This window comes from Aequorivita sp. IT1183 (genome assembly GCF_058068265.1).
Map to the genome: position 1 here is coordinate 581307 of NZ_JBYRHS010000003.1, position 12959 is coordinate 594265.

Below are 12959 nucleotides of genomic sequence, written 5' to 3' on the forward strand. Positions count from 1 at the left end.
TAAAAACTGTGAGGTTTATCAATGAAATTTTCAACAAAATTTAAAAATCAATCATCTAAAAAGATATTGCGAACCAATGCCGCGCAAAGCCCGCCGGCGATAGGTGCAACGATAAACAACCAAAGTTGCTGTAATGCCATTCCGCCAGCGAAAAGTGCAGGACCTAAACTACGAGCTGGGTTAACGGAGGTTCCTGTAATTGGAATTACTACCATATGAATCAATGCCAAAGAAAGACCAATAGCAAGCCCCGCCATCATTGGCGAAGTGTGTTTTGAAGCCGTGGCTCCAAAAATTACCATTAAGAAAAGAAATGTGAATGCAAATTCTGCAATCAATGCAGATTTCATATCGTATTCGCCCAGATAGCCGGGACCCCAACCGTTTGCTCCCAAGCCCCATTCGGGCATTGAGAATCCAGTGCTTCCAGTAGCTAAAACATACAGCAACCCAGAAGCAGCCACGGCTCCAATACATTGAAAAACAACGTAGCCAACAGTGTCTTTAGCAGATAATTTTCCAGCAGCTAGCATTGCTATGGAAATTGCTGGGTTAATATGGCATCCAGAAACTGGGCCAATGGTATAGACCATCACCAATACAGCAAAACCAAAGGCTAATGAGATACCCAACAACCCGATTCCGGCTGGTCCAGAATGGGTTACGCTGGCAATAGTTGCTGCGCCACAGCCAAATAAAACTAAGGCAAATGTGCCGAGTGCTTCGGCGAAATACTTTTTTGTAGAATTCATTTTCAATAATTTAAGAGGTTAGAATACTTAAAATTAAGAAAATGAAAACCTTATAAAAGGATTGTTAAAAAGGAAGGATTAAATGTTGATAACCAATCAAGTTCTGTCAGAATTTAGCCACTTCGGAACCTCGGGCCTCTTAAATTCCTTCATTTTTTTTAATAGATTCAAAGGATTGGAATCTACTAAAAGAAGGCTGTAGTTATCCATAGAAAGAAAGCCTTTGCGCACCATGGTTTCAAGCATTTTTATAAGATCGTTGTAGAAACCATTAATATTCAATAGACCAATTGGTTTTTGATGTAAACCAAGCTGAAGCCAAGTTATTATTTCAAAAAGCTCTTCTAAGGTTCCCATGCCGCCCGGAAGCGCGATAAAGCCATCGCTTTCTTCCTGCATTTTCATTTTGCGTTCGTGCATGTTTTCAGTGGTAATAAGTTCTGTAAGGCCTAAATGAACCACTTCTTTTTTCTTTAAAAAATTTGGGATTATACCAATAACACTTCCTTTATTGTCTAAAACGCTTTTGGCTATTTCGCCCATCACTCCTATTTTTGCAGCGCCGTACACTAAAGTAATTTTACGCTCGGCAAAAATTCTACCTAATTTTTTGGCAGCATCGGTTATGGCAAGATCGTTGCCATCGCTACTTCCGCAGAAGACACAGATTTTTTTTAATTCGCTCATAAAATTTTATTAGTATTTCCGATTGTTATTTCCGCCGAATGGGTGCCTTACAATTTTTATAAAGCAGCCGGCATGTAATTTAAAGAGAGCATTTCAACATTCGGTCTTTTCCGAAAAAGTCCTTTTTTACTTCAATATTTTTAAATCCTTCGCTTATTAAAAGCGCGGTCAATTCTTCACTAAGGTACTCATTAATCTCGAAAAAGAGTTTTCCGTTGGGTTTTAAATGGTTTTTCGCCAGTTGGGAAATCGCGCGATAAAACAACAACGGATCGTCATTACTAACGTACAACGCCGACTCTGGCTCATACTTTAAAACGTTTTGCTGCATTGCTTCTTTTTCCAATTCGCGCACATAGGGCGGATTTGAAACAATTATATCGTAATGCTTTGGAAGCGTTTCGGTTTTTAAAATATCTGTCTTAATGAATGTTACTTCAGCAGTATTTATTTCTGCATTTTCACGAGCAATCATCAATGCTTCTTCGGAAATATCCAAAGCAGAAACTTCAGCATTTTGAAGATTTTTCGCAAGTGAAATAACAATACAACCACTACCAGTGCCAATATCTAAAATCCCCCTTGCCCCCGAAGGGGGAATTTCCGTGAGTATCCACTCAACTAATTCTTCCGTTTCGGGACGGGGAATTAGGGTGTGATTATTCACTTTGAAAGAAAGCCCGTAAAATTCGGTTTCACCAATTATATATTGAATTGGCTCATTATTTTTAAGTCGAAGTAATGCTTTCTGAAATTTTTTAGAATCTTCTTCAGAAACATTCTTTTCAGGATTTAAAGCGATTTCTATTCGGGTAAGACCCAAATATTCTTCCGTAAGAATATTGAAAAAAGATTGCACCTCTTCTGAAGGATATAATCCTAAAAGGAAGTTTTGAAAGCTTTTTTTGAGTTCTATTATTTTCATTAAACGGAGTTTAAAACCTATAAAGTGGTCGGTGGGCACACCTCGCAGTTTATAGCGTTTTCAGCATATGCACTGGGCAAGAATAATGGCCTGTGTCGCCCATAGCGGCGTCTATATATTCAAAACCGGCTTGTTTGTATAGTTTTTGGGCGTGCGTCATATAATCCATAGTTTCCAGATATATTTCTTCAAACCCAAATTCGCGTGCTTTGGTTACACAAAACTCCATCATTTGTGCGCCTACGCCTCTACCTCGGGCTTCGGGCAAAAAATACATTTTTTGAAGTTCGCAAACGTTGCCATCAAAATTATCTAATGGCGCCACGCCTGCACCGCCAATTATAGTATCGTTTTCTTCCACCACAAAATAAACCGCTTTGGGTTTTTGGTAGGTTTCAAACATGCAATCCAAAGCCGCATCGGCATAAGCGGTACCTACTTTTGGCACGTTAAAATCTACTAAAACGCTACGTATTACTTTGGCGATTTGCGGATTGTCCTTCTTTTTTATAAGTCGAATAATTGGTGTGTCCATTCTAATTAAATCCTTGTATTTTTACGCGGTGAAGATACACGAAAAATATATGATGCGCTGCATTCAACTGGCTAAAAACGGACTGGGAACCACCTATCCAAATCCGTTGGTGGGTAGCGTCATTGTTCATAATAATGAAATTATTGGCGAAGGCTGGCACTACAAAGCTGGGCAAGCCCACGCCGAAGTAAACGCCATTTCCAGCGTACGCAAAACCAAGGTTTTAAAGGAAGCAACAATCTATGTTAGTTTGGAACCTTGCAGCCATTTTGGGAAAACGCCGCCCTGCGCCAATTTAATTATTGAAAGCGGCATTAAAAAAGTGGTGATTGGAAGTTTAGACCCAAATCCGAAAGTAGCTGGCCGTGGTATTAAAAGATTAATGGAAGCCGGTTGCCAAGTTATTGTAGGCGTTTTAGAAAACGAATGCAACGAATTAAATAAACGTTTCTTCACTTTTCACCAGAAAAAAAGACCTTATATTTTTCTGAAATGGGCACAGTCGGTTGACGGTTTTATTGCTCCAAAAAGTGAAACTCGAAACAAAACAAAACCCGTTTGGATTACAAATGAATTTTCACGGCAACTCGTCCATAAAATGCGAGCGGAGGAACAGGCTATTTTAGTGGGAACAAACACGGTTTTGCAAGATAATCCTTCGCTTACGGTTCGGGATTGGGCTGGAGAAAATCCAACGCGGATCGTGATTGATAGAAATTTAAAAATTCCGCAAGATTTATCAGTTTTTGATGCAAGTTCCAAGACGATAGTTTTCAACGAAAAGGAAAGCAAAACTTCAGAAAACCTAGGTTATGAAAAAGTTGATTTCTCTGAAAAAATTACGCAGCAAATCTGCAACCTACTTTTCAAAAGAGAAATTCAATCAATTATAATTGAAGGCGGTGCAAAAACGCTTCAAACATTTATTGATGCCAATCTTTGGGATGAAGCCTTTGTATTTAACGGAAGCACAAGCTTTGGAGAAGGTATTAAAGCACCTAATTTTGAAGGAGAATTTATTTCAGAAGAAAAAATAAAAGACGACACATTACGAATTTTTAAAAACCCTAACTCTTGATAGCGTTAGCGCTCAGCATTCTTTCATCCACAATGATTTTTGTGGTTTTTAAACTGTTTTCTAAGTTTAAAATCAATACAATGCACGGCATTGTTTTCAACTACGTAACAGCTTGTTTTTGCGGCATTATCTTTCAAAAGGATTCGGTAGATTTCGCTTCAATTCCAAATTACAATTGGTTTCCGTTCGCCTTGGTTTTGGGCGCACTATTTATAACCGTTTTCAACTTAATGGCAATAACAACACAACGTAGCGGACTTTCAGTAGTTTCTGTAGCCACAAAAATGAGCGTTGTTATTCCCATCATTTTTGGGTTGGTTTATTATAATGAGAGCTTAGGTGTATTAAAAATTATCGGAATTATCTTGGCTTTGGCCTCTGTTTATCTAGCTTCCATAAAGACCAAAGACGGAATTAAAATAAAACCTTCAAATTTCATCTTTCCAGTTTTAGTTTTTCTGGGAAGTGGTTTTATAGACACTACCATAAAATATCTGGAAGGCGAATTTATCGCAGAAAACGACATCCCAATTTTTTCCGCGACTATTTATGCTATGGCCGGTATTATCGGGTTTGTTATTATACTATTTCAGGCGAGTAAAGGGAAATTTAAGTTTCAATTTAAAAATGTGCTTGCCGGAATTGCTTTAGGAATTCCGAATTATTTCTCCATCTATTTCTTGGTGCAGGCGCTGCGCAGTGGTATTTTTGACAGTTCGGGCATTTTCACCATTAATAATGTGGCTATTGTTATGATTTCAACTTTGTTTGGAATTTTACTATTTAAGGAGAAATTATTATTGAAAAACTGGATTGGAATTGCGCTCGCAGTGATTAGTATATTTTTGATTGCTTTTGAAAGATTTTAGCAATCTAATAAGTTTTTAATGCGCTGAATAACAAAATATAAACACGAATTTGGAGATTGAAAAAGACACATATAAAACGATTTTAAAACCTTCAAAAGAGGTTCTTTTTAAGGAAAAAGGAAGCAAATTTTTTGGATATGCCTTTCCTGTAACTTCAGAAGATGACACTAAAGAATTTATTGAAAGCCTTAAAAAACAGCACCATAGCGCACGGCATTGGTGCTACGCTTGGCAACTAGGCAAAAGCTACGAACACTACCGCGCTAATGACGACGGCGAGCCCTCAAATAGTGCTGGTATGCCCATCTACGGACAACTTCAATCTTTTGATGTTACTAATATTCTCGTTGTAGTAGTTCGTTATTTTGGCGGTACAAAACTCGGCGTTGGTGGCTTGATTCAAGCGTACAAAACTACTGCTCAAATGGCTTTGGAAACTTGTAGAATTGTAGCACGTACTATCGATGAAACATTTCAGCTAAAATTTGAATATCCTGAAATGAATATCGTTATGCGAATTGTAAAAGATGAAGACCTAAAAATCATAGCTCAAAAAATGGAATTGAATTGTGAATTCAAAATTTCAGTGCGTAAAAATGACGCCGAACGAATATTTAATTTGTTCGAGAATACTTACAAAGTGAGTATTAAACGATTAGAAAATTAACTACTCTTCGTTCAGCTTTTCAATAAGATAATTGGGTGCTTTTATTAGCTTTTTTGTCGCACTATTTATAAAAACTAAAATAGTAGTGGCCGTTACCAAAAGTTGTTTGGACTCATTATAAATTTCATATTGAAATTCAATTTTCACCCCCGGCATTTGCTTTAAAGATGTCTTTACGGTAAGTAAATCGTCGTAAAAAGCAGGCTTCTTATAATCAATACTGAAATGTACAACAGGCAAATGTATATCATTGGCTTCCATCCATTTATATGAAAACCCAAGCTCCCGAAGCCATTCGGTTCTGCCCTGCTCTAAGTACTGTGCGTAGTTACCGTAGTAAACCACACCCATTTGGTCGGTTTCACCATAACGCACTCTAATTTGTGTAAGTGTATTCTTCAAAGTTTTGTGTAGATTAAAGAAAGTTTTTTTGTAGTTTTATCCAAAGGGAAGTATGGCGAAAAAAAACTAATAATTCAACCCCTAACTGGTTTTTTTTATAACTTTTTTGTTCACATATTTGCACTGTTAATAAATAGCACGGAATTACTCCCTCCCCTATTTTTTGGCCATACCTTTTTAAACAAAAAAACACAAATTTTAACTATGAGCAAAACTGCGGAATCGGTTTGGAACAATTGTTTGGCTTTTATCGAAGATAACATCACTTCGCAGGCATTCAAAACTTGGTTCGAACCCATCAAGGCGGTTAAGCTAACCGACAATGCATTGAGCATTCAGGTACCGAGCAAGTTTTTTTATGAGTGGCTCGAAGAACACTATGTTAAAATATTAAAAGTTGCACTTACAAAGGAATTGGGTACCACTGCTAAATTGGTTTACATCATTAGAATGGAAAACACTTACGGCAATAAACAACCTTTTACTGAAAAAATTCCGAGCGCAAACCGAAGCAATCTCCGATCGCAAGACGTTGATGTTCCATTGAAAAACAAAAGTCCGGAACTTAAAAATCCGTTTGTAATTCCTGGAATTCGCAATGTAAAAATTGAGTCGCAACTTAATCCCAATTATAATTTTGAAAGTTTCCTTGAAGGCGAATCGAATAGATTAGCTCGCTCGGCAGGCTTAGCAGTTGCTAACAAACCTGGCGGAACTTCATTCAACCCTTTGCTTATTTTTGGCGGTGTTGGTTTGGGAAAAACCCACTTGGGTCACGCAATTGGTGTTGACATAAAAGATAAATATCCCGAAAAAACGGTGCTTTATATTTCTGCGGAAAAATTTACCCAGCAATATATTGAATCGGTTAAAAAGAACAATCGCAACGACTTTATTCACTTCTATCAAATAATAGATGTGCTTATAGTGGACGACATACAATTGCTTTCTGGAAAAGCTGGAACACAGGATGTTTTCTTCCACATTTTTAATCATTTACATCAAAACGGCAAGCAGGTTATTTTAACCAGCGACAAAGCCCCAGTAGATATGATTGATATTGAACAGCGCTTGCTTTCTCGTTTTAAATGGGGCCTTTCTGCTGAATTAAATCACCCAGATTACGATACTCGTGTCGCTATTATAAAAAACAAATTATATCGCGATGGTGTGGAAATGCCAGATGATATTGTAGAGTTTTTGGCGAATAATATAAAAACAAATATCCGCGAACTTGAAGGCGCAATAATTTCATTAATTGCCCATTCATCTTTCAACAAAAAAGAAATAACGATAGAGCTTGCTCGCAAGATTGTTGATAACTACGTGAAACACACCAAACGTGAAGTTTCTATAGATTATATACAAAAAGTGGTGAGCGATTATTTCCAAATGGATGTAGATACATTGCAGTCAAAAACACGAAAAAGGCATATTGTTCAAGCGCGTCAATTAGCTATGTTTTTTGCGAAGAAATTCACAAAAGCTTCCCTTGCTTCTATCGGTTCTCAAATTGGGCAACGCGATCACGCAACAGTACTTCATGCTTGCAAAACAGTTGATAATCTTTCAACTACCGACAAGCAATTCAGAAAATACGTTGAAGACCTTAACAAAAAGTTGACACTCTAGTCCTTCTCGATTCTTTACTTTTAGCACTATTAACTCAAGATTTTTCGAAAATGCAAACGAGAATATTAATGGTCTGCCTCGGCAATATCTGCCGTTCTCCTTTAGCCGAAGGAATTTTAAAATCTAAAATCGATACCTCAAAAACATTTGTTGATTCTGCCGGAACAGGGCATTGGCACGTTGGTGATCTTCCCGATAAAAGAAGTATTGCCATCGGTAAACGTTATAATATTGATATTGCCAATCAACGCGGAAGACAATTCAGTGCAGAGGATTTCGAAAATTTCGATTTGATTTACGTAATGGACAATAGTAATAAAGACGATGTGTTGGCTTTGGCTGAAAATGATTCGCAAAGAGAAAAGGTTAAACTAATTCTCGATGAAATTTTTCCAGGTGAAAACGTTGACGTTCCCGACCCTTACTTTGGCGTTGAGAATGGTTTTGAAAATGTTTTCAAAATGCTCGATGAAGCTTGCGATCAAATTGCGCGTAGACTTTAATGCATTATTTCGTCAGTTTTACTTATATTTAATTCTTCACTTAAAATTGGCCATGAAAAACGTATTCATCCTCCTGTCTTTCCTTATTTTTTCAACTTTAATGTTTTCCCAAGATGTAAGCATTGAATTGTTTAAGGATAACTTTGATCAACCTTTGAGCTTGCAACATGCAAATGATGAACGATTATTTGTAGTTGAAAAAGGTGGAAAAGTTAAAGTCATTCAAGCTGACGGAAGCGTGAATGTTACCCCATACATAGATATTTCGGCACAAATTTCAACAAATAGTGAACGCGGCCTGCTAGGCATGGCATTTCATCCCGACTATGCGAACAACGGCTATTTTTATGTGAATTACAGCAATACCAGTGGCGATACTCAGGTTTCTAGATTTTCAGTAAGTACTGGGAATCCCGATTTGGCAGACCCCAATTCAGAATTACCTCTTTTAGGCTATTCTCAGCCTGCTTCCAATCATAATGGTGGTAATCTGGCATTCGGACCCGATGGCTATCTTTATATCGCTTCTGGCGATGGTGGTGGCAGTGGCGATCCAAATGATAGAGGCCAAGACTTAAATTTTCTTTTAGGAAAAATACTGCGGATAGATGTTAACAACCCTTCGGGAGGAAATAATTATGGCATCCCTGCAGATAATCCATTTGTGGGAGACCCAAATGCGTTAGATGAAATCTGGGCCTACGGTTTGCGAAACCCATGGCGCTTTTCATTCGATTTTACTGAAAACAATATTTGGATTGCCGATGTTGGCCAAACCAGTAGAGAAGAAATAAATAGAGTTAATGTAACCGAAGCCGGATTAAATTACGGCTGGAGATGTTACGAAGGAACACAACCGTTTAATACACAAAACTGCCCACCGCAGTCTGAAATAACTTTTCCGTTGGCTGAATATACCCACGCTGGTGGCAATTGCTCTATTTCGGGCGGTTACGTTTACAGAGGCACTGTATATACTGATATTTCTGCACTTTACTTTTTTGCAGACTTTTGCAGCGGACTAATCGGCACAGTTGACGATGCTGGAACTTTAGTGGAACACGGCACTTTTACAGGTAGTTGGGTTTCTTTTGGTGAAGACGTGCATAAAGAGCTTTACATTATAGATTTTAACGGCTCTATTTATAAAATTAAAGGTGGCGAAACTGCAAGTACTGAAGATTTTTCAATTGAAAATACGCTGAGTATGCTTCCAAATCCTGCTTCGGAAAATGTTTCTTTTAGTTTGAAAAATGAAGTGCTTAGTAATATTTCACTTTACAATATTCGCGGACGTTTGGTTATTTCCGAAGAAAATATTTCAAGCAGTGAAAAAACAATTTCAATTTCAAATTTAAACTCGGGAATTTATTTCGCAAAAATTACTTCGGCAAAAGAGCAAACTACCGTTAAAAAACTAATCGTTCAGTAATATTTAATGACTTCAAAAAAAGGAAATTTATACCTTATTCCCTGCCCCATGGGTGATGTTCCGCCATTGGCAGTACTCCCTATTTCAGTAAAAAAGGCAGTTGAAAGAATAGACCACTACATAGTGGAACACGAAAAGAATGCGCGCCGATTTATAAAAAGCATTGTTCCCGAAAAGAAACAACCTACGCTAAAATTTCAGGAAATAAATAAATTCACCCAGCCAGAAGAAATTCCTGCTATGCTCAATCCATGTTTGGAAGGTTTTGACGTTGGCGTTATTAGTGATGCTGGTTGCCCAGGAATTGCAGATCCTGGAGCGAGAGCGGTGCATTATGCGCACGAGTTTGATATTAAAGTGGTGCCGCTCGTGGGACCGTCTTCAATTTTATTGGCTATGATGGCTAGTGGCTTTAACGGGCAGAATTTTGCCTTCAACGGTTATTTACCCATTGATAAAGGTGAACGAAAAACAGAGCTGAAACGTTTGGAAAAACTTTCTAAAGACTTAGACCAGTCTCAACTTTTTATTGAAACTCCGTACCGCAATAATCAAATGCTACAAAGTTTGATAGAAAACCTCAACCCACAAACACATATTTGTGTGGCTTGCGATATAACATTGCCTACAGAATATATAAAAACTGCGCCGGCCAGTTTATGGAAAAAAATAAAGGTGGACCTTCATAAAAGACCCACCTTATTCATTATTCAAGGATAAAATTTACATCACCCTTGGTCGCTTGTTTGCAACAATATGCGAAGTATCATAACCCGAAAACTTACTTAAGTAATAACGAATTGAAGTGCCATTTGCATCTTCAAAACGATTTTCGCCTGCGCTTCTAAGAAATTTTTTCACATTACCAGCACCTGCTAAATGTGCAGCGGCTAGAATTCCTGATTCAGTAACTTTTACGCCACCAATGGTTTTGCCTGAATAACGCTTAATGTCTCTGCGAAGCACCCATTTGTTTAATGAGGTGTAAGCTAAGAAAGCAGCTTCTTGCTGACGCGTATCGTATAGAAAATTATCAGTGTTCTTAAAACCTATCATTCTCAAGGTTGAACGTGAAAACTGATATTTGCCCATATAACCGTAATCATTTACGATATTGTAATCGCCTCTTGATTCTTTAAAACCAAGGGCTTCTTTGAATCCTACATAGGATTTACCCAAAAATAAATAAAATTTCGGGGTCACAGGAACTATTAAAGGGGTTAGTTCAATTTCTGTGGGAACGTCGTAATATAACTCCAACCCTTCCGTGCTAAACGCTGAAAGATCGTGGCCATCTTTTGAAATGAAACCTGTCCCTACTAGTACGGTAACAACAAGTAATACTGCAATTAGATATATTCTTTTTTTCATTAGGTTTAAAATTCGGATATAGAATTACATCCTCGTTTCAGCGGGCAAAGATAGTTCTTTTTTTAATAATCTGATTTGTAGGGTGTTAAATTAATATTAATAAAAAACCAGGCTTGTCAACCTGGTTTTTCTTAATAATTATAATGTCGCTCTGGCGTTGTTGTCTGGGAGTATTTCTGAAACATCGTAATCAATGAAACGTTTCATATATCTTGTTATAGGTACATGATTTGCGTCTTTAAAAACGGTTTCTCCATTGCTATCCAGAAATTTTTTCACATTTCCGGCGCCTCCCAAATGTGCTGCGGCCAAAAGGCCCGATTCAGTTATTTTAACACCGTTTATTGTTTGACCATTAAATTCATCAATATAATCTCGAAGTACCCATTTGTTTTTAGAAATCAAAGCTTCAAAAGCCTTTTCCTGCAACAAAGGGGAATTTAAAAATCGGGAAGTATTGTAAATCCCAACCCAATTAAGGGTAGAACGGCCAAACTGGTATTTGCCTAAATAACCCAATCTGTTCACAGCTCTGTAATTTCCACTGCTTTCCTTAAAGCCGAGGTCATAACAAAAACCAAGGAACGACTTCCCAAGAAAGGGAACACTATCTTGAGAATTCAAATTCACTTCATAATCGTAAGGAACATTGGCAACGCTCCCTACAGTATCTGTAGCGAATATAGAACTGCTGTAATCTACTTTTTCAGAAGTAAATGCCATTGCAGTAAAAACTGCAACAGACAGCAGCGCAGACAATTTCATAAAACGTTTTGTCATGTTTTACTTAGTTTTAAATTATAATTATCGCGCCATCGCTTTGTGCGAGACGAAATAAATTTTTAGTAATGTAAACACACATTTTGGCGAACAAAAGTTCGCCGCGCTATATGAAAATATTGTGCCAAAGAACGACTGACTATCGTAATTTAGATTGATAGTCAGCATTTTATAAATGATAAGATAGTATAAATATAGCGAACAGCTGCGGGGTTAACATTATTTAACCCGCTAATAGAAGTAGTTTTAACAAAAATTGAAGGAGACTTCGGTTACCTTTTTAACCCTTGATTATTCACCCAACGCACATATTCGGCTTTGTTTACGTTGTGTTGCGCTAAGTTTTTAGCGAATTTGTGGTAACCAAAATTAGTAACATCTGCCACAAAGTAGTAATAATCGTGCTTTTCAGGATTTAGCACGGCATCGATGGAAGATATATCTGGCATTGTGATTGGTCCCGGTGGTACGCCTGCATATTTATATGTATTGTAGGGCGAATCTAGTTCCAAATCTACATAGAGCACTCTTTTAATAATTTGGTTGTAATAGCCACTTTCACGTTTCAGTGCGTAAATAACTGTGGGATCTGCTTGCAGTAACATCCCTACTTTCAATCTATTTATATACACCCCCGCCACGCGTGCACGCTCGTCTACTTTGGCAGTTTCTTTTTGAACAATTGAAGCCAATGCCATCACCTCTTCTTTTGAAAGGTTTATTTTTTGTGCTTTTTCAATTCTAGCTTCGTTCCAAAACCGTTCGTACTCGGTTTTCATTCGGCTTCTATAAGTTTCGGCAGAGCTATTCCAGTAAAATTCATAGGTATTCGGAATATACATAGCAAGCGCTGTTTCATCGTTCAAACCTACTTCCTTTAAAAATTCGGGACTGCGCATTGCTTTCAAAAGTGAAACACTGTCAGCTTCAATTTGATTCGAAATATGACCCGCCAAATCCTCCAATCGTTCCTGATTATTGAATTTTATATTTATTGGAATATTCCTGCTTCGCAATGTATTCACAATATCATTATTCGTCATTCCCTTTGTTATTATGAAATGACCCGGCTTAATATTCGAAGTATATTGCTTTTGGTTCGCTATCGTATTAAACGATTCAATATCTCTCAGAAGAGGCTCTAATTCTTCGGTTACATCGTTTAAAGTTGCATTAGTGGGAATATATATATGTGCTTCCTTATTATTGAATGCAGTATTTCCCGTAAAAGCAGTATTGTAAACATACCACGCAAAAGCACCCATTGCCACAGCACCGAGCAATACAACAGCTATTAATATTTTCTTTATATACATTTTTTGAAAT

The 12959-nt window shown here is 37.5% G+C and carries 15 protein-coding genes; 7 read left to right on the top strand and 8 right to left on the bottom strand.

The genetic code is table 11. From position 1 onward, the window contains the following. Window positions 1-47: 47 nt before the first annotated feature. The 4 genes from AC3RVF_RS08285 to AC3RVF_RS08300 form a co-directional block, all read right to left on the bottom strand. Entirely contained in the window at window positions 48-752 is a 705-nt protein-coding gene (locus tag AC3RVF_RS08285; protein WP_489689404.1) for an MIP family channel protein, read from the bottom strand. Window positions 753-848: 96 nt separating this feature from the next. Next, a complete protein-coding gene (locus AC3RVF_RS08290) occupies window positions 849-1439 on the bottom strand; it encodes an LOG family protein (protein WP_489689403.1) in 591 nt (196 codons plus the stop codon). Between the two features lie 79 nt (window positions 1440-1518). Continuing rightward, on the bottom strand, window positions 1519-2364 hold the full coding sequence (gene prmC / locus AC3RVF_RS08295; RefSeq protein WP_489693159.1) for a peptide chain release factor N(5)-glutamine methyltransferase: 846 nt from the start codon (window positions 2362-2364) through the stop codon (window positions 1519-1521). Window positions 2365-2413: 49 nt separating this feature from the next. Further along, window positions 2414-2899 carry a GNAT family N-acetyltransferase gene (locus AC3RVF_RS08300; protein ID WP_489689401.1) on the bottom strand — a complete coding sequence of 162 codons (486 nt, stop codon included), beginning with the start codon at window positions 2897-2899 and terminating at the stop codon, window positions 2414-2416. Window positions 2900-2927: 28 nt separating this feature from the next. Between AC3RVF_RS08300 and ribD the strand changes: the two genes are divergently transcribed. From ribD to AC3RVF_RS08315, 3 genes are read left to right on the top strand one after another with little or no spacing between them, the layout of a single operon-like run. Next, complete coding sequence (gene ribD / locus AC3RVF_RS08305) at window positions 2928-3977, top strand: bifunctional diaminohydroxyphosphoribosylaminopyrimidine deaminase/5-amino-6-(5-phosphoribosylamino)uracil reductase RibD (protein ID WP_489693160.1); 1050 nt, start codon at window positions 2928-2930, stop codon at window positions 3975-3977. Then, window positions 3974-4846 carry an EamA family transporter gene (locus AC3RVF_RS08310; RefSeq protein WP_489693161.1) on the top strand — a complete coding sequence of 291 codons (873 nt, stop codon included), beginning with the start codon at window positions 3974-3976 and terminating at the stop codon, window positions 4844-4846. Before ribD ends, AC3RVF_RS08310 begins: the two co-directional genes overlap by 4 nt. A 49-nt stretch (window positions 4847-4895) precedes the next feature. Continuing rightward, the gene (locus AC3RVF_RS08315; protein WP_489693162.1) at window positions 4896-5513 is read left to right on the top strand and encodes an IMPACT family protein; all 618 of its coding nucleotides are present in this window, start codon (window positions 4896-4898) and stop codon (window positions 5511-5513) included. On the opposite strand, the gene AC3RVF_RS08320 is transcribed toward AC3RVF_RS08315, so the two are convergent. After that, the gene (locus tag AC3RVF_RS08320; RefSeq protein WP_489689397.1) at window positions 5514-5915 is read right to left on the bottom strand and encodes an acyl-CoA thioesterase; all 402 of its coding nucleotides are present in this window, start codon (window positions 5913-5915) and stop codon (window positions 5514-5516) included. A gap of 204 nt (window positions 5916-6119) precedes the next feature. On the opposite strand from AC3RVF_RS08320, the gene dnaA reads away from it, so the two are divergent. The 4 genes from dnaA to AC3RVF_RS08340 are packed head-to-tail and all read left to right on the top strand — an operon-like array spanning window position 6120 to window position 10202. Continuing rightward, a complete protein-coding gene (gene dnaA, locus AC3RVF_RS08325) occupies window positions 6120-7547 on the top strand; it encodes a chromosomal replication initiator protein DnaA (protein WP_489689396.1) in 1428 nt (475 codons plus the stop codon). Between the two features lie 50 nt (window positions 7548-7597). Then, window positions 7598-8050: a low molecular weight protein-tyrosine-phosphatase gene (locus AC3RVF_RS08330; protein ID WP_489689395.1), complete on the top strand. Its 453-nt coding sequence runs from the start codon at window positions 7598-7600 to the stop codon at window positions 8048-8050. A 52-nt stretch (window positions 8051-8102) separates the two neighbouring features. Continuing rightward, window positions 8103-9482: a PQQ-dependent sugar dehydrogenase gene (locus AC3RVF_RS08335; protein ID WP_489693163.1), complete on the top strand. Its 1380-nt coding sequence runs from the start codon at window positions 8103-8105 to the stop codon at window positions 9480-9482. 6 nt (window positions 9483-9488) lie between these two features. Continuing rightward, a complete protein-coding gene (locus tag AC3RVF_RS08340; RefSeq protein WP_489689393.1) occupies window positions 9489-10202 on the top strand; it encodes an SAM-dependent methyltransferase in 714 nt (237 codons plus the stop codon). A gap of 3 nt (window positions 10203-10205) precedes the next feature. Here the strand turns inward: AC3RVF_RS08340 and AC3RVF_RS08345 are convergent, their stop codons facing one another. From AC3RVF_RS08345 to mltG, 3 genes are all read right to left on the bottom strand, one after another. Continuing rightward, window positions 10206-10853: a peptidoglycan-binding protein LysM gene (locus AC3RVF_RS08345; protein WP_489689392.1), complete on the bottom strand. Its 648-nt coding sequence runs from the start codon at window positions 10851-10853 to the stop codon at window positions 10206-10208. A gap of 138 nt (window positions 10854-10991) precedes the next feature. Then, the gene (locus tag AC3RVF_RS08350) at window positions 10992-11633 is read right to left on the bottom strand and encodes a hypothetical protein (protein ID WP_489689391.1); all 642 of its coding nucleotides are present in this window, start codon (window positions 11631-11633) and stop codon (window positions 10992-10994) included. Window positions 11634-11905: 272 nt separating this feature from the next. Continuing rightward, on the bottom strand, window positions 11906-12949 hold the full coding sequence (mltG, locus tag AC3RVF_RS08355; RefSeq protein WP_489693164.1) for an endolytic transglycosylase MltG: 1044 nt from the start codon (window positions 12947-12949) through the stop codon (window positions 11906-11908). Window positions 12950-12959: the final 10 nt, after the last annotated feature.